At 37.1% G+C, this 16,298-nt stretch carries 14 protein-coding genes; 4 read left to right on the top strand and 10 right to left on the bottom strand.

Going from position 1 to position 16,298, the window contains the following annotated elements:
• Nucleotides 1–1,428, top strand: a complete 1,428-nt coding sequence (locus ACIQXJ_RS09455; RefSeq protein ID WP_403052580.1) for a LutB/LldF family L-lactate oxidation iron-sulfur protein — start codon at nt 1–3, stop codon at nt 1,426–1,428.
• Nucleotides 1,428–2,144 (top strand): LutC/YkgG family protein, encoded by a 717-nt coding sequence (locus tag ACIQXJ_RS09460; protein ID WP_403052583.1) that lies wholly within the window; start codon nt 1,428–1,430, stop codon nt 2,142–2,144. Before ACIQXJ_RS09455 ends, ACIQXJ_RS09460 begins: the two co-directional genes overlap by 1 nt.
• Before the next feature lie 242 nt (nt 2,145–2,386).
• On the opposite strand, the gene ACIQXJ_RS09465 is transcribed toward ACIQXJ_RS09460, so the two are convergent.
• Complete coding sequence (locus tag ACIQXJ_RS09465; RefSeq protein WP_403052586.1) at nt 2,387–3,673, bottom strand: MFS transporter; 1,287 nt, start codon at nt 3,671–3,673, stop codon at nt 2,387–2,389.
• Between the two features lie 218 nt (nt 3,674–3,891).
• On the opposite strand from ACIQXJ_RS09465, the gene ACIQXJ_RS09470 reads away from it, so the two are divergent.
• On the top strand, nt 3,892–5,130 hold the full coding sequence (locus ACIQXJ_RS09470; protein WP_403052589.1) for a helix-turn-helix domain-containing protein: 1,239 nt from the start codon (nt 3,892–3,894) through the stop codon (nt 5,128–5,130).
• Between the two features lie 258 nt (nt 5,131–5,388).
• On the opposite strand, the gene rarD is transcribed toward ACIQXJ_RS09470, so the two are convergent.
• From rarD to ACIQXJ_RS09490, 4 genes are all read right to left on the bottom strand, one after another.
• The gene (gene rarD / locus ACIQXJ_RS09475; RefSeq protein WP_403052592.1) at nt 5,389–6,294 is read right to left on the bottom strand and encodes an EamA family transporter RarD; all 906 of its coding nucleotides are present in this window, start codon (nt 6,292–6,294) and stop codon (nt 5,389–5,391) included.
• Between the two features lie 170 nt (nt 6,295–6,464).
• A complete protein-coding gene (locus ACIQXJ_RS09480; RefSeq protein WP_403052595.1) occupies nt 6,465–7,001 on the bottom strand; it encodes a hypothetical protein in 537 nt (178 codons plus the stop codon).
• Between the two features lie 204 nt (nt 7,002–7,205).
• Nucleotides 7,206–7,877 (bottom strand): MBL fold metallo-hydrolase, encoded by a 672-nt coding sequence (locus ACIQXJ_RS09485; RefSeq protein WP_403052598.1) that lies wholly within the window; start codon nt 7,875–7,877, stop codon nt 7,206–7,208.
• A 68-nt stretch (nt 7,878–7,945) separates the two neighbouring features.
• Complete coding sequence (locus tag ACIQXJ_RS09490; RefSeq protein WP_403052601.1) at nt 7,946–8,869, bottom strand: DMT family transporter; 924 nt, start codon at nt 8,867–8,869, stop codon at nt 7,946–7,948.
• A gap of 113 nt (nt 8,870–8,982) precedes the next feature.
• Here ACIQXJ_RS09490 and ACIQXJ_RS09495 point away from each other — a divergent pair, with 113 nt between their 5' ends.
• Nucleotides 8,983–10,401 (top strand): aminotransferase-like domain-containing protein, encoded by a 1,419-nt coding sequence (locus ACIQXJ_RS09495; protein WP_403052604.1) that lies wholly within the window; start codon nt 8,983–8,985, stop codon nt 10,399–10,401.
• 147 nt (nt 10,402–10,548) lie between these two features.
• Here ACIQXJ_RS09495 and ACIQXJ_RS09500 read toward each other — a convergent pair whose 3' ends face one another.
• From ACIQXJ_RS09500 to ACIQXJ_RS09520, 5 genes are all read right to left on the bottom strand, one after another.
• Nucleotides 10,549–11,556: an Rpn family recombination-promoting nuclease/putative transposase gene (locus ACIQXJ_RS09500; protein WP_403052607.1), complete on the bottom strand. Its 1,008-nt coding sequence runs from the start codon at nt 11,554–11,556 to the stop codon at nt 10,549–10,551.
• A 504-nt stretch (nt 11,557–12,060) separates the two neighbouring features.
• The gene (locus ACIQXJ_RS09505) at nt 12,061–13,242 is read right to left on the bottom strand and encodes a thiolase family protein (protein WP_403052609.1); all 1,182 of its coding nucleotides are present in this window, start codon (nt 13,240–13,242) and stop codon (nt 12,061–12,063) included.
• A gap of 16 nt (nt 13,243–13,258) precedes the next feature.
• The gene (locus ACIQXJ_RS09510; RefSeq protein ID WP_403052612.1) at nt 13,259–14,005 is read right to left on the bottom strand and encodes a 3-hydroxybutyrate dehydrogenase; all 747 of its coding nucleotides are present in this window, start codon (nt 14,003–14,005) and stop codon (nt 13,259–13,261) included.
• The gene (locus ACIQXJ_RS09515) at nt 13,998–14,954 is read right to left on the bottom strand and encodes a 3-hydroxyacyl-CoA dehydrogenase family protein (protein ID WP_403052615.1); all 957 of its coding nucleotides are present in this window, start codon (nt 14,952–14,954) and stop codon (nt 13,998–14,000) included. The genes ACIQXJ_RS09510 and ACIQXJ_RS09515 overlap by 8 nt, the downstream gene beginning before the upstream one ends.
• 19 nt (nt 14,955–14,973) lie before the next feature.
• On the bottom strand, nt 14,974–16,284 hold the full coding sequence (locus ACIQXJ_RS09520) for a GntP family permease (protein ID WP_403052618.1): 1,311 nt from the start codon (nt 16,282–16,284) through the stop codon (nt 14,974–14,976).
• Between the last annotated feature and the right edge of the window lie 14 nt (nt 16,285–16,298).

The following is a 16,298-nucleotide window of genomic DNA, read 5'->3' on the forward strand; positions in this document are numbered from 1 at the left end:
ATGGCAATGAAAACAAGCGATGATAGGTTTAACCAGCGAGTAACGAAAGAGTTAGAAAATACCTTTATGCGTGGGGCAGTATCAAGCGCTCAAGAACGCTTTCAAACACGTCGTTTACAACAAGCTGATGAGCTTGGACACTGGGAAGAATGGCGTTCCCATGGTGAGGAAATTCGACAACATGTACTTGCCAATTTAGATTATTACTTATATCAACTTAGTGAAAATGTTGCAAAACGTGGTGGACATGTGTATTTCGCTAAAACTGCTGAAGAAGCAACTACCTATATCCAACAGATTGCAATAGAGAAACAAGCAAAGAAAATTGTTAAATCTAAATCAATGGTAACGGAAGAAATTAATTTAAACCCTGCTCTCGAACAACTCGGCTGTGAAGTTATTGAAACAGACCTTGGTGAATATATTTTGCAAGTTGGTGACCATGAACCACCCTCTCATATCGTCGTGCCAGCATTGCATAAAAATAAAGAACAAATTCGTGATATTTTTAAAGAAAAACAAGGCTATGACAAAACAGAAAAACCGGAAGAACTGGCACTTTATGTTCGTGAAAAACTACGAAACGAGTACTTAACAGCTGATATTGGTATTACAGGCTGTAACTTTGCTATCGCAGAAAGTGGCTCAATTACGCTCGTTACAAATGAAGGTAATGCTGACTTAGTAACTGCTTTACCTAAAACACAAATTACAGTGATGGGAATGGAACGTATTGTTCCTACTTTCGAAGAAATGGAAGTACTTGTCAGTTTATTAACAAGAAGTGCAGTTGGGCAAAAGCTGACAAGTTATATTACAACGTTAACAGGTATAAAAGATGAGGACGATACAGATGGGCCTGAGGAATTCCATTTAGTTATCGTCGACAATGGCCGTTCGAATATTTTAGGTGGTGAATTCCAGCCTATATTGCAATGCATTCGTTGTGCAGCATGTATCAATGCGTGCCCTGTATACCGTCATGTTGGTGGCCATACGTATGGGTCGATTTATTCTGGGCCAGTCGGTGTTGTACTATCACCACTTTTGGGAGGGTATGATGATTTTAAAGAGTTACCATATGCTTCTACTTTATGCGGTGCTTGCACAGATGCTTGCCCTGTCAAAATCCCATTGCATCAACTGATACATCGGCACCGTCAGGTCATCGTTGAAAATGAAGGGAAGGCTCCAGTGTCTGAAAAACTTCTCATGAAAGCGTTCGGCTTAGGTGCTTCCTCCCCTACTTTATATAAAATGGCGACGAAAATGGCATCACCAGCGATGTCACCATTTACAAAGGATAATAAAATTTCAAGCGGTCCCGGGCCATTAAAAGCATGGACCGAAGCGCGGGATTTCCCTGCACCGAATAAGGAAAACTTCCGTAGCTGGTTTAACAATCGTACTAAAGGAGGGTCTGAATAATGGCAGGAAGCATTCTAAATAGAGATGCATTTTTATCTAATATAGCCAATCAACTCGGACGAGCGCCAAAAACAGAATTAACTAAGCCGATTTGGCAATATCAGCCACAGGACCGTGTTTTAAAAGATGCTACAAAGAATGATTTAGTAGCCGTCTTAGAGGAGCAATGTAAAAATATTAATACAAATATGCTCATAACCAACACAGCTAATCTTGCAGCTGATTTACAGGCAGTCGTAGATATCTACGGTGGTCGCTCTGTCATCACATGGCAAGACGAACGCTTTGATCACTATGGATTATCCCATATGATGTATACACAATGGCCACAAACAAATATTCAACTTTATGTATGGAATGAGACACAGCCAGAGGAAAATATTCGACAAGCAGAAAAAGCAAACATAGGTATAACAATTAGTGAGATGACATTAGCCGAATCAGGTACCGCCGTGCTATTTAGTGATAAGCATAAAGGGAGATCGGTTAGCTTTTTACCCGAAAAGTCGATTATTTTAATTCCTAAAAGTACCATTGTTCCACGAATTACCCAAGCAGCTCGATGGATTAGCAAAAAAGTTCAAAATGGTGAACATATTGCTTCCTGTATTAATTTTATTACGGGTCCAAGTAATTCCGCAGATATTGAAATGATTCCTGTCGTTGGTGTCCACGGCCCTATTAAAGCAACTTATATCGTCATCGAGGATCAATAAACGTAGCACAGGCATGCATGGGAAACTATGCATGCCTGTTGCTATGGTAAAATTTGTATTATTGTAGATAGAACAGACATTAACACCGGGAAAACCTTTCGCTACCGTCATAAAACCCTTGTAATGGCCAGTAAATCCCTACCTATCGCCAGGTAAACCTTCGTTATCGCCAATAAAAATCCTGTTAACGTCAGTAAACCCCCCGTTACCGCTGATAGAATACATTCCTTACTTTTGGGTAATTAATTTGCTACTCTCTCTGTCATCGTCGTTTCATCGTAAAATTCTGGGTGAGCTTCTTTTAAGACAGCTGTGCGTAGTAATACAAGCGTCATAACAACTATAATCGCACTTGTGACAAGTAAAATACCGGTTGCTGGTAACATATCGTACAAAATACCATAAACGAGCATACCAATTGGCATCATAGACATAGCCATCGTTTCCATAAGTCCAAATACACGTCCTCGGTATTCCTCAGATATAAGCTTTTGCATAAATACACCTAGAGGCATATTTACGCCCATTTCAAAAATTGCAAAAATGAAGTAGAGCACAATATAAAAGACAACAATCATGGAATATGAAAAATCCGTAACTAAAGGGATAACCGCAAATGCTAAGCTACTTGATAGCAATAATAAACAAAATTTTGAAAAACGAAGTGGTACTTTAATTTCGCCACGTGTTGCAAAATAGATGGAAGCTACTAGCATGCCAAGCGCACCTGACGCTTCAACAAAACCAAAATGAGTAGGTTCGACCTTGAGTAACTCGATAACCACATACGTTCCACCGACTACGATTGCTGAGAAAAATAAATTAATCCACAATGATAGCCACATCACAACTTTAATAACTTTGTGTTGCTTAATATAGCTAAAGCCACTAACAAGCCCTTTCCATATCTTTTCAGTTTTAACATCGTCCCCTCTTGTACTGTACAACTTAAAATTCATCGTTGCCTCTAAGCAAAAAGCAATCGTATAGGCAATCATATGCACAATTAAAAAAACTTCCATTGAGAAAAATCCGTACATCATCCCACCGATAACCGGACCTCCAACGGCTGCAACAGACATAGACATTTGGTTAAATGACATTGCGCGCTGTAAACGTTCTGGATTTACAAGTGTAGCAATAGCTGAGCTAAAGGTTACACCTGAAAATGCAGAACAGAGTGTATAAAAAACTGTTGTCACATAAATCGCATTGACCGACATACCAAACGTCTCTGTATATAGCAGTAAACCGGCCATCGTCAAAATCGTTCCAGCCTGCGCTAATAAAATCGTTCGTTTTTTAGAATAATTATCTGCTACATAACCGGCTAATGGTGCAATGAGTGCTCGAGGTAATATGGAACATATCATGTTTGTTGCAAAGCTTGTGGCAGAACCAGTCATCGCTAAAATATACAAACTAATACCAAAGGACAACACATGTGACCCTAACATGGCAATCATTTTACTTGCCGTAAAGGTCCACAAATGATAGGTCGCCTTTTTATATTTTGCTGCTTCATCCATCGGAAAAAACCCCTCCATATTTTAGTTAAATTTAAAAGTTTAATTTTATTAAACAAAATATACCACATCACTTGCTTTCCTCGCAACAAAAAGTTTAATATAATTAAACAAACTGAGATTTATGGGTCTTCCCTAGCACTCTCAGTTCTTTTGGGTAAATGTATAGACTTTGCGAAGAATAGTTATTATTGTTAATAGTGTAGAAAGGAGGCGAGGCAGTGGACTCTTTAGGCATGAGGATTCGCAAATTACGAAAAGAACGAAAATTAACATTAGAGGCACTTGCTGCCGATCGTCTAACAAAAGGTATGCTAAGTCAAATAGAAAATGATAAAGCGAAACCTTCTATGGAAAGCTTAGATTATATTGCGGAACGTCTTGGTGTGAAAGCAAGCGAATTGCTCGAACAAGTGACATCATCTGATATCCGTCATCTTTTGGAGCAAGTAGAAATTATGTTTGCCGAGGTAAAGTTTGGCGATGCGGACAACCATCAGCAAATTGTTGATATCATTCACCCATACATAGACGATTTACCTCTTAGCTATGAAGCCGGGCGTTTATTATATATTTATGCGAATGCGCAGTATGTGGCAGGTTTAACGACATGGGAACCACCGCTTCAACAAGCACGCCGAATATTTAAAGAAATCAATTTGTGGAGTCATTGGTTCAAAACCTACATGCTCCAGCTTGGCATTTTATCAGAAAATCGCTTATATGACGAAGCTTATCGATGTATTTTACAAGTGAAAGAGGAAGTTGCCCGCGAAAACTATCAGCTAGATTCACGTGATACGGGGAAATTGGCTTATTATATTAGTATTTTTCAGCTAGCCATTGGTGAGCATGAGGCGGGTAAAAAATTAATTAACGAAACCATTGAACATGCTCATCAAAACCAATTGTTTTATCATATCGATGATTTATACCGCATTGGTTCCTATTGCGCCATGATTGATGGTGATTTCGAGCAGGCTGACCAAATGATGATGAAGTTGGAGCAGTATCGTATTTTTGTTGAACAAGATGATGTCGACGCCTTTATATACGTCTTAAAAGCCCATTATTATAACAATTATACACATGAGTATGATAAAGCATTAGTTGAAATTGAACATTTTAATGCTCTTACAGATTCAACAAAACTAAATAAAAACTTTTATTATGCTGAAAAGGGAAAATCATTGTATTTACTTGGTCGTTATTCAGAATCACTTGCAGTATTTAACTACTTTACAGAAATACCCATTTTAGTTTCACACCCTTATGATTTGCTAAGTATGAATGAATGTTTCTCCTATAAAGCGCTATGCTACGCACAGTTTGGCGAGCTAACAACTGCTTACGAAATTGCCAAAAAAGCATATATTGATTCGAAAGATTTAATCGACCTACCTTATAAGCAAAAAATTGAGGAAACGTATTTTACGATTAAAGCACAAATCGATTCTTAAATGGCCCGTAGAAGCTGTTGATTTCCGCTACGGGCTTACGTTTTCCGTGGGCACAACGTAAGCCGCCCCCCTCGCTAACGCGCGGTTTGTTGCGTCTGACATTCTGTGCGTTCCCGCTGGAGTCGCAGCCTTACGCTCCAATCAACTGAGAGAATTTTTATTTTATGACCACTAAAAGGACAAAGCATCAAGAGTTCACTGCTTGATGCTTGTCTACATGCTGAAAGGACTTGTAGAAAACTCTACAAGTCCTTTTCGTTACGCAGATTTATGATGTGCTTTTCTAATTTCTATAATTTTTGAACCTGAGAACAATAATAAGGCTACCCAAATAATACTGAATGCCAGTAGTTCAACTTGACTGAATGGTTCTTTATAAAGTACCACGCCCAAAATTAAAACAATTGTAGGCGCTACATATTGTATAAAGCCTAATAGGTAAAGCGGAATATTTTGAGCACCTTTAGCAAATAAAACTAAAGGCACAGCTGTCACAATACCGCTTACAATCATTAATACATCTGTGTGAGTATTCACATGTAAGAAAGATGCTTGGCTTGTTGAAAATAAATAGACGTAATAGCCTAACGCAAATGGAAGAATAAACATGGTTTCAATGGCTAGACCCCTTGTTGCATCAAGGGTAATTTTCTTTTTTAGTACCCCATAAATAGCGAAAGTTAGGGCAATTAAAATTGCCACCCAAGGTACTGTACCATAATTTACAGTGAGTATGATAACCGCAATAAACGCAATGGCTGTAGCAACCCATTGTGCGCGACTCAATGTCTCTTTAAAGAAGACAACACCAAAAATGACCGACAATAGTGGATTAATATAATAGCCAAGGCTTGTCTCAATCAAATGTTCATGAGTTACAGCCCAAATATATAAATACCAATTCATTGAAATGACAAAAGATGCACAAGCTAACTGCCAAAAAATCTTCTGGTGTGTCCATAAATATTTTAAATCAGCTAATAAATCTTTGCGCATACCAAAAATAATGACGGCTAGTACTGTAAAGACGAAGGACCATATTACACGCCCTAATAAAATTTCCATACTTGGCACATGCTCAAGTAGTTTCCAGTAAAGTGGGAATGCTCCCCAAATGGCATAGGCAAAAAACGCTGCCAATACCCCTTTTTTTTCATTTGACATTGTCTTTAATTCTCCTACTCTTCTTAAATCAATTATGACACTCTCGTAATTTCACAAGTTCGACGCTTATTCATAATGTGAAAGAATAGACTAATTATAGGACTTTGACTGGCAACTGTAAATGCACAATTTTACTATGAACATATTGTTTATTGCTAAAACACCAGACATTAAGCTTTATTTTCGCTTTCCAGCTCAGAAATATATTTTCGCACCATACTATAACTAATATCCGGATTAATTTGACGCTTAATGCGAATATGAATTTCTTTTATGCCTACCCCCTGCTCCCGCATATCTCGAATCATCGATTTTAAAGGACCTGAGAGAGATTCCCTAGACAGAGCCGTGTATTTACTAAGCTCAATCAGCAAGTCGGTATTTTGTCGGCGGAGCTCCTTCAGCTCGTCGACGGCACAATTATACTCCGTTAGCTTTTTTTGTAACACTGCATTTTGTTGTATCAATTTTTGCATGTCCTCAGTAAGCTTAGTATTTTGTTTTTTTAAATTTTTCCGCTCTTGCTCCAATACAAGTTGCTTCTCATCTAAATCAATATGCATGGCATTAAACAATTGTTCAATATGCATTAATTCTTTATAGCGACTTTCCGTTAACATCATAAGTGTTTCTGTCGTTTTGACAGCAAGTGTGCCATCTTGCATTTTTTCACATGATAATGCTGATAAATCCATTTTGTTCGTCATTTTTTTCTCACTCCATTACTAAATTGTTCGTGTAATGGGATTACTTTGTTTAACATCCTTCAGCTTCCTTTTATATGATAATCATTCTCATTTATCTTATCATAATGAGAAAAGCACATTTTGTCAAAATAAAAAAGCTCCCTGTGTACAATACAAGGAGTCCTTAGCACTATCCTACCTAAAAACCTTCGTTGGATAAATGCATCACTTTCTTTCATTAATTAATAATTTCTGAATCTGCTTTTTTATATTTCCGGAACTCAATCCTCCGTGGTAACAAACTACAGATTCAATGTCTAGGTTTAAATATTTCTTTAAAGATTGTTGTGCAACCTTTATATCCAATGTCGTTGGAACATGAATTCCCTCCAATTTGCCGTTTACACTATACATCGAATCTCCAGCAACAAGCGTTTTACTTTGTTTCAAATATAAGCTGATATGACCAGGTGTATGCCCTGGCGTGTGGACAATACGAATTCCTCCACAATACGGCAATTCTTGACCATCTTTTAAAGTGTCATTCACTATTCCCTTAGGTGGGCTTTCTATGTGTCCATCTTTCAAAAGAGGTAAATCTCCCTGAATATAAGGCTTATCTAGTGCGTGCGCATAAACCTTAATATTACTTCCACAAGCCTGCAATATTTCAGGGAGGCTGCCAATATGATCTATATCCTGATGAGTTAAAATGACAACTTTTAGTTTATCGAACGACACCCCTACCTTCTCCATTGCTACGCGCAAATCTTCAAATTGTCCCGGGAATCCAGTGTCTATTAAAACAGCCATGTCCTGTTCCCATAAAAGAGTTGGAAAAATGATAATCCCATTAAAATCAATCTCGAGAATCTTTACACCCTTAGAAACTTCCATTTTTTGTACTCCTTTATCAATATATTTTTCGATGTAAAAAATTGTTTTCTAATACAAGAAGATCAAGGTCAATTTTTAACATCCTTAAGAACAGTCCCCTTCCGCCAAAGCAAATCCCGCAATGTTTCAAAATTGACTAAAACCGTACCTACAATAATCGTCACAGTACCTATGACTGTTAGCCAAGAAATATATTCATGATAAAAAAGTACACCTAATATAACGGCAATTAATGGTGAGATATATAGCCATGTAGAAGGAAAAATAGGATTTGTCCGTGTGACAAGCCAATAATACATGCTATGGCCAATCATTGAGCCAACAATCGTTAAATAAAGAAGAGAGCCCATTGAAGCTGAGCTTACAAGATAATCAAGCTGAATGTTCTCGGTAAAAAGGGATAAAACGATTAATAAAATCCCACCATGCATCATTTGCGCTGCATTTAAAGCAATCGGTGATGTCGTATCATATTTTTGAACGACATTCTTCGTATAAATTGTTCCCGCTGCATAAAAAACTTCTCCAACTATAATGGCAAAACAACCGACCATCCAGAAAGAACTTATTTCAATTGAAAAACTAGGTAAAATCAAAAACGTGACACCAATGACTCCGACAACACAGCCAATGAATGAGTTGCGATTTCCTTTTTGTTTTAGTATGAATGACTGAATAATGATAATCATCATCGGACCTGTAGCAGACAAAACTGCTGCAATGCCTGATGTCACATATTGTTCTGCCCAGTATAATGCGGCAAACGTGCCAAAGGTTAAACCCACCCCTGTAAAAAACATCTCCTTCCGAAAGAATAACCCTATTGTCGTTTTTCTTCGCCAAACCATAAAACTAAATAGCAGCAAGCCAGCAATGAAAAAACGAAGTCCAGCTGATAAAAATGGAGGCACTCCTGCATCCACACCAATTTTAATCGCTAAAAATGTCGTTCCAAAAATTAAACACATAAAGAAATAATTAATCATAACCATAGCAAACTCCTCCTCTTTTTCTATCATAAAAGAAAGAAGATAGAACAGATTGAAAAAGATAGAACAGACTCGATTAGGTCATGGTACAATCGTTATGAATAGGAGGAATCGATGTGAGCAAAGCGTTACAAAATGAAGATTATCTATTTAAAAAAGTATATGATTATGTACTGCACCGAATAGAACGTAATGAATGGAAAGAGCATGAAAAGATTCCTTCCGTCCGACAATTAGCATTAGAAATGAATATTCATCGATTAACTGTATTAAAGGCTTATCGTTTACTAAAACAACACGACAAAGTTTATGTAAAAGATAAAGTAGGTTATTTTGTCCAATGTGATTTAACAAAAAATTCCGAACTCTCATATCAGGACAATCCAATTATTTCTGCATATGTACAAAAAAATCATTTATCTGAAATCCATCAATCACCTGTTTCCTATAACTTTTCTCAGGCGTTAATTGATCCAAATCTTTTGCCTAATCATTACTTTTCAGATTACGTGAAGAAAGTGTTTGACCTTTATCCCAAAGTACTTGCAACCTACTCCACTGTGCAAGGTGATTTAGAGCTACGTGAAACACTTACTCAATATTTTATCAACCAATATAAAACGCATCTCCATGCAGATAATCTATTAATTACTTCTGGCTCACAGCAAGCGATTCACATAATCGCTCAAACGTTTATTAAGCCAAGAGACGTCGTTTTATTTGAACGGCCAAGCTATAGTGCGGCGATTGATATTTTTAGAGCACAAGGAGCACACATTGTAACGGTTGACATCCATCCAGAGGGGTATGATTTAAATCAAGTTGAATACTATATGAAACAATACAAACCACGCCTATTTTATGTCAACCCAACATTCCATAACCCGACTGGTTATACTGTTTCAGTCGAGCAGCGTAAAAGATTAATAGAATTAGCAGAACAATATCGATGTCTATTAATTGAGGACGATGCCTATCACGACATTTACTTTGACTATGCTCCACCACCACCCCTTTACACATTTGATACAGCGGGAACTGTCATTTATATCCGAAGCTTTTGCAAATACATTTCACCAGGTTTGAGAATTGCGACCGTTATTTGTCAACCATCATTAATGAACTTACTATTAACAGAAAAATCGTTAGCTGATAATGGCTCTCCGCTTCTCAATCAAAAAATTTTTCTCCATTACTTTTCATCACTAAGGTTACAACAGCACTTGGAGAAAATTCGGATCGCCCTACAAATACGAAAAGAAATTATGGAGGAAGAGCTAGCAGAAACAGGTTGGCAATGGGTCAGTCCAAATGGTGGTCTAAATTTATGGGTGCAGCTCCCTGATCAACTTTCAACTGAAATATTATTATCGAAAAGTATCGAACAATCTATATCCTTTGTGCCAGGTCAAATATGCGATCCATTAAAACAACAATCTTCTTGGATACGTTTAAGTTATTCTTATGCAAATGAAAAACAAATAAGAGAAGGGATCAAAAGGTTGATTACAGTCGCACAATCGCTTACTACGTGATGGTTCTTGGAAACGAGGTACTCAGTTGTTAATGCTCACCTTACATTTTTATCCCTTTGACTTTCGACTGCTTGATTTTAAGAAGATATTGTTGCTGAAATAAAAAAGCTCAAATAACTAGTAAGTTATTTGAGCTTATTCTATCTATCATTCTACATCTTGTCTTAACGATTGAATTTCTTCAAACGTTAAGCTTGTTAACTCCATAATCTCTTCATTGCTATTTCCTTTTACTATCATCTTTCTTGCAATGGCTTTTATACCTTCTTGTATGCCTTCTTGTATACCTTCTTGCATTCCTTTTTGAATTCCTTTTTGAATTCCTTTTTCAAACCCTGCTTGTTCTGCATGGTATTTTGCATCTTCTAATGTTGCCACTTCGTCAATCATAAATTTGACTCGTGATTCGTACGCAATAATGGATTCTGGATCTTGACTTAGTTCTTCCCACGCTTCAAACGCTGCACGTAAGTTTCTGTCTTTCATCGCTAATTCCTCCAATACTTTATAGATATCTTCATATACTTTCTGCTTGCGACCATCTACCATTCCAAGCAATAGCAACCATTTTACGATTATATCTTCAATAGGATTTAGTTCTTCCATTAGCCAAGCCTTTAAAAATTTATTCATTTCAATGAAATGAATTTCTAAAACATCATCTGATTTTTGTACACGCTGTAAAGTCTTATCTTCATACAAATGATACGTACTATGATAATGAGCAATATTTTTGAACAATGTAAAATCACAAATATTAATTGTAATAGTTGGATTCAGTGTATAATAACCTTTTCCTTTTTGTAACTGCAAATTATACAGCCTTGACCAATAAAATAAAGTTCGTTTGAACATGTCATTTTTATTCGCTAATTGTATTTCTATATTAATTATATCTTCTTTTTCTGTTTTTACGACAATATCTAAGCGGGATTGTTTATCCTCTTTATACTCCCCACCTACTTCATGGTTAATAAACGTTATTTCTTTTATTTCTTTTATTTTGTTGCTACCTGTCCGGTTTAATATAGCATTCAGAAAAACAATTGTTAGCGCTTTATTTCGTTCACTACCAAAAAGCTGCTTAAAAGCAAAATCAATCTTTAAATCCATTAGGTTTTTTAGTGGTATTCGACTAAGAACTTGATACTTCATTACTCATCAACCCCTGTCCTAAATATTATATCCTGCTTCTAATACTATTTTTATTAGTCTATTTGGTTTTGTTTAACTGTGACATTCGTCAATTTCTTATATTATTCATCGTTCTTCTCATTCACAAACGAGTAAAAAATTGATCACGTCACTGATTGCTTTATTCAAAATCTTCATCATCTGGTATATGATAATCATTCTCATTTATTTTATCGTAATGAGAAAATCCATTTTTGTCAAAATAAAAAAGCACCCTGTTTATATGCAGGGAGGACTAGCTTACAATAGTAAATAGCAGCAAAGACTTTATTGGAAATATACTGTAAACGCGATTCTATTATCGAAAATATCTACAAAAAAATCATCTTAGCTCTTAGAATACTAAGAGGTGAGATGATTTTTAATCAAACTTTCCTATATAAAAAATCTTTTTACTTCTATTAATACACTCTATAAGTTTTTTGATGTTAGAACCCTCAAACAGTATTAAATGAAATTGCCATACTACACTGTTGGATTTTCTAGTAAAATAGCAATACCTTGTCCGCCACCAATGCATAAGCTTGCTACGCCGTATCTAACACCTCGTTTTTGCATTTCTAATGCAAGCGAATAAGTAATACGTGCACCACTTGCACCGACTGGATGCCCAAGCGCCACTGCTCCACCATTGACATTAACTTTTTCTTGATCAATGCCTAATTCCTTTAAAACTGCTAATGACTGTGCAGCGAATGCTTCATTTAGTTCAAACAATCCGATATCCTCTAAAGTTAAATTTACTTTTTTCAATAATTTACGAATCGTCGGAGCTGGGCCAATTCCCATAATTGTTGGATCGACACCTGCTGTTGCTGAAGTGACGATTTTTGCTAATGGCTTTAACTGATGCTCCTGTAAGTAAGCTTCCGATACAAGAACGATTGCTGCGGCACCGTCATTAATACCACTTGCGTTCCCCGCTGATACCGACCCATCTTTTTTAAATGCTGGTTTTAGTTTTGCTAAGGCTTCCATCGAAATTTCTTCGCGTATATGTTCATCCTCAGTTATCTCAATCATACCTTTATGTGTCTTTATTAATACTGGTGCAATTTCCTCTGCAAAACGACCTGAACGACGAGCTTCCGCTGCACGTTTATGTGAGTTGTAGGAGAACTCATCCTGTTCTTCACGTGATATTTCATATTTCTCCGCTAAGTTTTCAGCCGTCATCCCCATGCCACATCCTGCAACTTCATCGTATAAAGTCGCCCACAACATATCTTCTACGATCGGTGCTTTATTGGGAGATCCAAAGCGTGTACCTCGTAATACTTGAGGTGCTTGGCTCATATTTTCTGTACCTCCAGCAATTGCTGCTTGAATATTTCCAAGTTCAATTTCCTGTGCTGCAGAAACAATTGCTTGTAAGCCCGACCCACATAAACGGTTAACCGTAAGCGCAGTACTGTCCTCCGATAAACCACTTTTTAATCCGATATGTCGTGCTAAATATGCCGAGGAACTTGTTGTTTGAATGATATTACCAAACACGATTTCTTCAATCTGATTTGCCTTCAGCCCTGAACGTTGTAATGCTTCTTTTACAACGACAACACCTAGATCGATATCAGTTGTATTAGCAAAGGCGCCTCCAAAAGAACCAAATGCTGTTCTACTACCATTTACAATATAAGCTGACATGGTTAATCCCCCTTTTTTACATACCACCCGAAACATTCAGTGCTTCGCCCGTTATAGCCGTTGCATGTTTTGAAGATATGAAGTATACACTATCTGCAATTTCTTCAGCTGTAATAAAGCGTTGCATTGCTTGCTTTGGATATACAATTTCGTTTAACGCCTCTGCTTCAGTCATGCCTCTACTTTCTTCAAGATCTTTTAATTGTTTCACCAGTAAAGGTGTTTTCACCGGTCCTGGTAGAATCGCATTTACCGTAATCCCATGCGCAGCACCTTCAAGTGATGCTACACGTGTTAAACCAATTACACCGTGCTTCGCTGCCACATATGCCACTTTTTCTGGTGTTGCCAGCTCACCATGAACCGAAGAAATATTAACAATACGACCATGTTTTTGCTTTTTCATATACGGGAATACATATTTCGTCATTAAGAACGGTCCTTTTAGCATGACACTTTGAAGTAAATCCCACTTATCTTCTGGAAAATCTTCAATTCTAGCACGGTGTTGTAAGCCCGCATTATTCACTAGCACATGGAGTTCGTGATTTTCACAAATACGATTTATTACTTGCTGAACCGAATTTGCGTTTGAAACATCTAACTCAACTGCTTTAACCATTCCTGGATATAACTCTGCCACTGCCTGTGCAGCTTCTAACTTTACATCGGCAGCGAATACGTAATCTCCTTCAGTTACAAACTTTTCCACCATTGCTGATCCTAGACCTCCACCTGCACCTGTCACTAAAATATTACGCATGTTCAATCCCCCTTTGAATAGTAGTAAATGTTTTTAGCTGTTGAATTAATGAACGATCACGCTCAATTACGTATTCATCTAAACCTTTCCCAGGATATTCAAAGAAACCTTTAGAAGATTTGACACCTAGATAGCCCTGTTCAGTTTTATCATTAATCACACTATACGAGCGAACTTTCGATTCAATTGCTGGCTGTAATTGATCCAATACTATGCCCCAAACATCCAATCCACCAAAATCGATGATCTTCAATAAACCACTAGAGGCAAATCGGAAACCTGGACCTGCGAATATTGCTTTTTCTAGATCCTGTTCTGACACAACACCATCTTCTAACATTGCTAATGCTTCACGTGCTAATGCTACTTGAATACGATTTGCTACTAAGCCTGGTACTTCAACACGAACGTTAATTGTTACCTTGCCCACTTTTTTCATCAATGCGTCAACTTCATCGTATGTCTCTTGCTTTGTATCAGGACCTTTAAGCAGTTCCACAAGCGGCACAATATGCGCAGGGTTAAAAAAATGTGTAAGCATCACTTTATCTTTTCGCTTCTCTACATAATGAACGATTTCTGAAAGTTTTAAGCTTGAAGTATTTGATGTCAAAATTGTATGAGCAGCGCAAACCTCATCAAGCCGCTTAAAAATTTTCTGCTTGAGCTCAAGATTTTCCGTGGCAGATTCTATGACCAAATCACAATCAGCAAGCTCTTCTATTTTTGTAGTAAATGTTAAACGTTCAACAATCGTTTTATCCGAATCTTCGAACACTGTCCCCTCCTCCCTAAAAATTGTCAGATACGTATTCAGTTTTTCATTAGCTAATCGTAGAGATTCTTCGCTAATATCTTGTAAAACAACAGGTATTCCATTCGTGATAAATTGAAAAGCAATACCAAACCCCATTGTTCCGGATCCTATAACCCCAATTTTTTGAATCATCTTCCTTCCCCCTTAAGTATTAATATAATAAAATTGCTGCTATTAGCATTGGAATACTTGCAATTAATGGTGCAATAACCGAAACCACAAAGATATGTTTATAAGCATCCTTATGGGTTAACTTTGAAGCTACTAAAATTGTAATAACTGCACCATTATGCGGTAGCGAGTCTAGTCCGCCCGAAGCAATTGCTGCTACTCTATGCATAGCATCAGGATTTAAACCCATTTTCAAGTAAGTCGATGATAACGCTTCCATTGCAATTCCTAGCCCACCACTTGAAGATCCGGTGATTCCAGCAAGTGCCGTTGTTGCTAGGAAAAGTGAAATAAGCGGACTACCTGGAATTTGCGCCATCGCTTCATTAAAAATACTGAAACCAGTGGTAATCGCTATAACCGAACCATAACCAACATCCGCACTCGTATTAATAATTGGCAGTACCGCTGATACAGCGCCTTCGTTAAGTGTATTTTTTTTGACTTCAATGTATTTCCAGAATAAGACGGTTGTTAATAATACAACGCCCATTAGCGTGTAAATGATTTCAACCTTGAAAATATTCAATGCGATTAACAAGGCAATTGGCGGAATTAAACTTAAAAATGCATTTGGTAATGTACGCCCCTCGTAAATATCTTTAATACCATCTTTGCCATTATTATCAGGGTTTGTCATACCTGCATAGGTTTCCTTGCGTTGTTCTGAACGTTTTAACGCAAATTTCATATACCATAGGTTTATCGCAATAACGAAAACCGCTGCGATAATCCCTAATAATGGAGCTGCTGTAACCGATGTACCAAGGTAGTTTGTCGGGATAATGTTCTGTACAGAAGGGGTACCTGGTAACATCGTCATTGTAAAGGTCCCAATCCCTGTAAAAAACGCTGCCATAAATAGATGCCACGGAATATCTAACTCTTTAAATAATGGCTTCGCTATTGGTAATACTGCGAAAATAACTACAAATAAACTTATACCACCATACGTTAAGAACGCACAGATAACCATAATTGCTACTAACACTTTATATTTACTATTTTTTCCGATAATTCGAAGTAATAGATTGGCGATTTGACGAGCCGCTCCACTATCATCCATTAGCTTACCGAACATTGCTGCAAACAAAAAAATTAGAAAATAATTTCGAACGTAATTGATAAACCCAGTCATATACGTTTCTTGGAACGTTTCTAAAATCGGAAACCCATTCGTCACCATAACGAATAAACTTACAACCGGAGCAATAATGATAATACTAAATCCTCTTAGTGCTAATACGATTAATAAAATTAATGAAATTGTAATCGTAATTAAACTCCACATAGGCTTCCTCCTTC

Origin of the sequence: Lysinibacillus sp. NPDC097868, from assembly GCF_044761135.1 — a bacterium.
GTDB lineage: Bacteria > Bacillota > Bacilli > Bacillales_A > Planococcaceae > Lysinibacillus.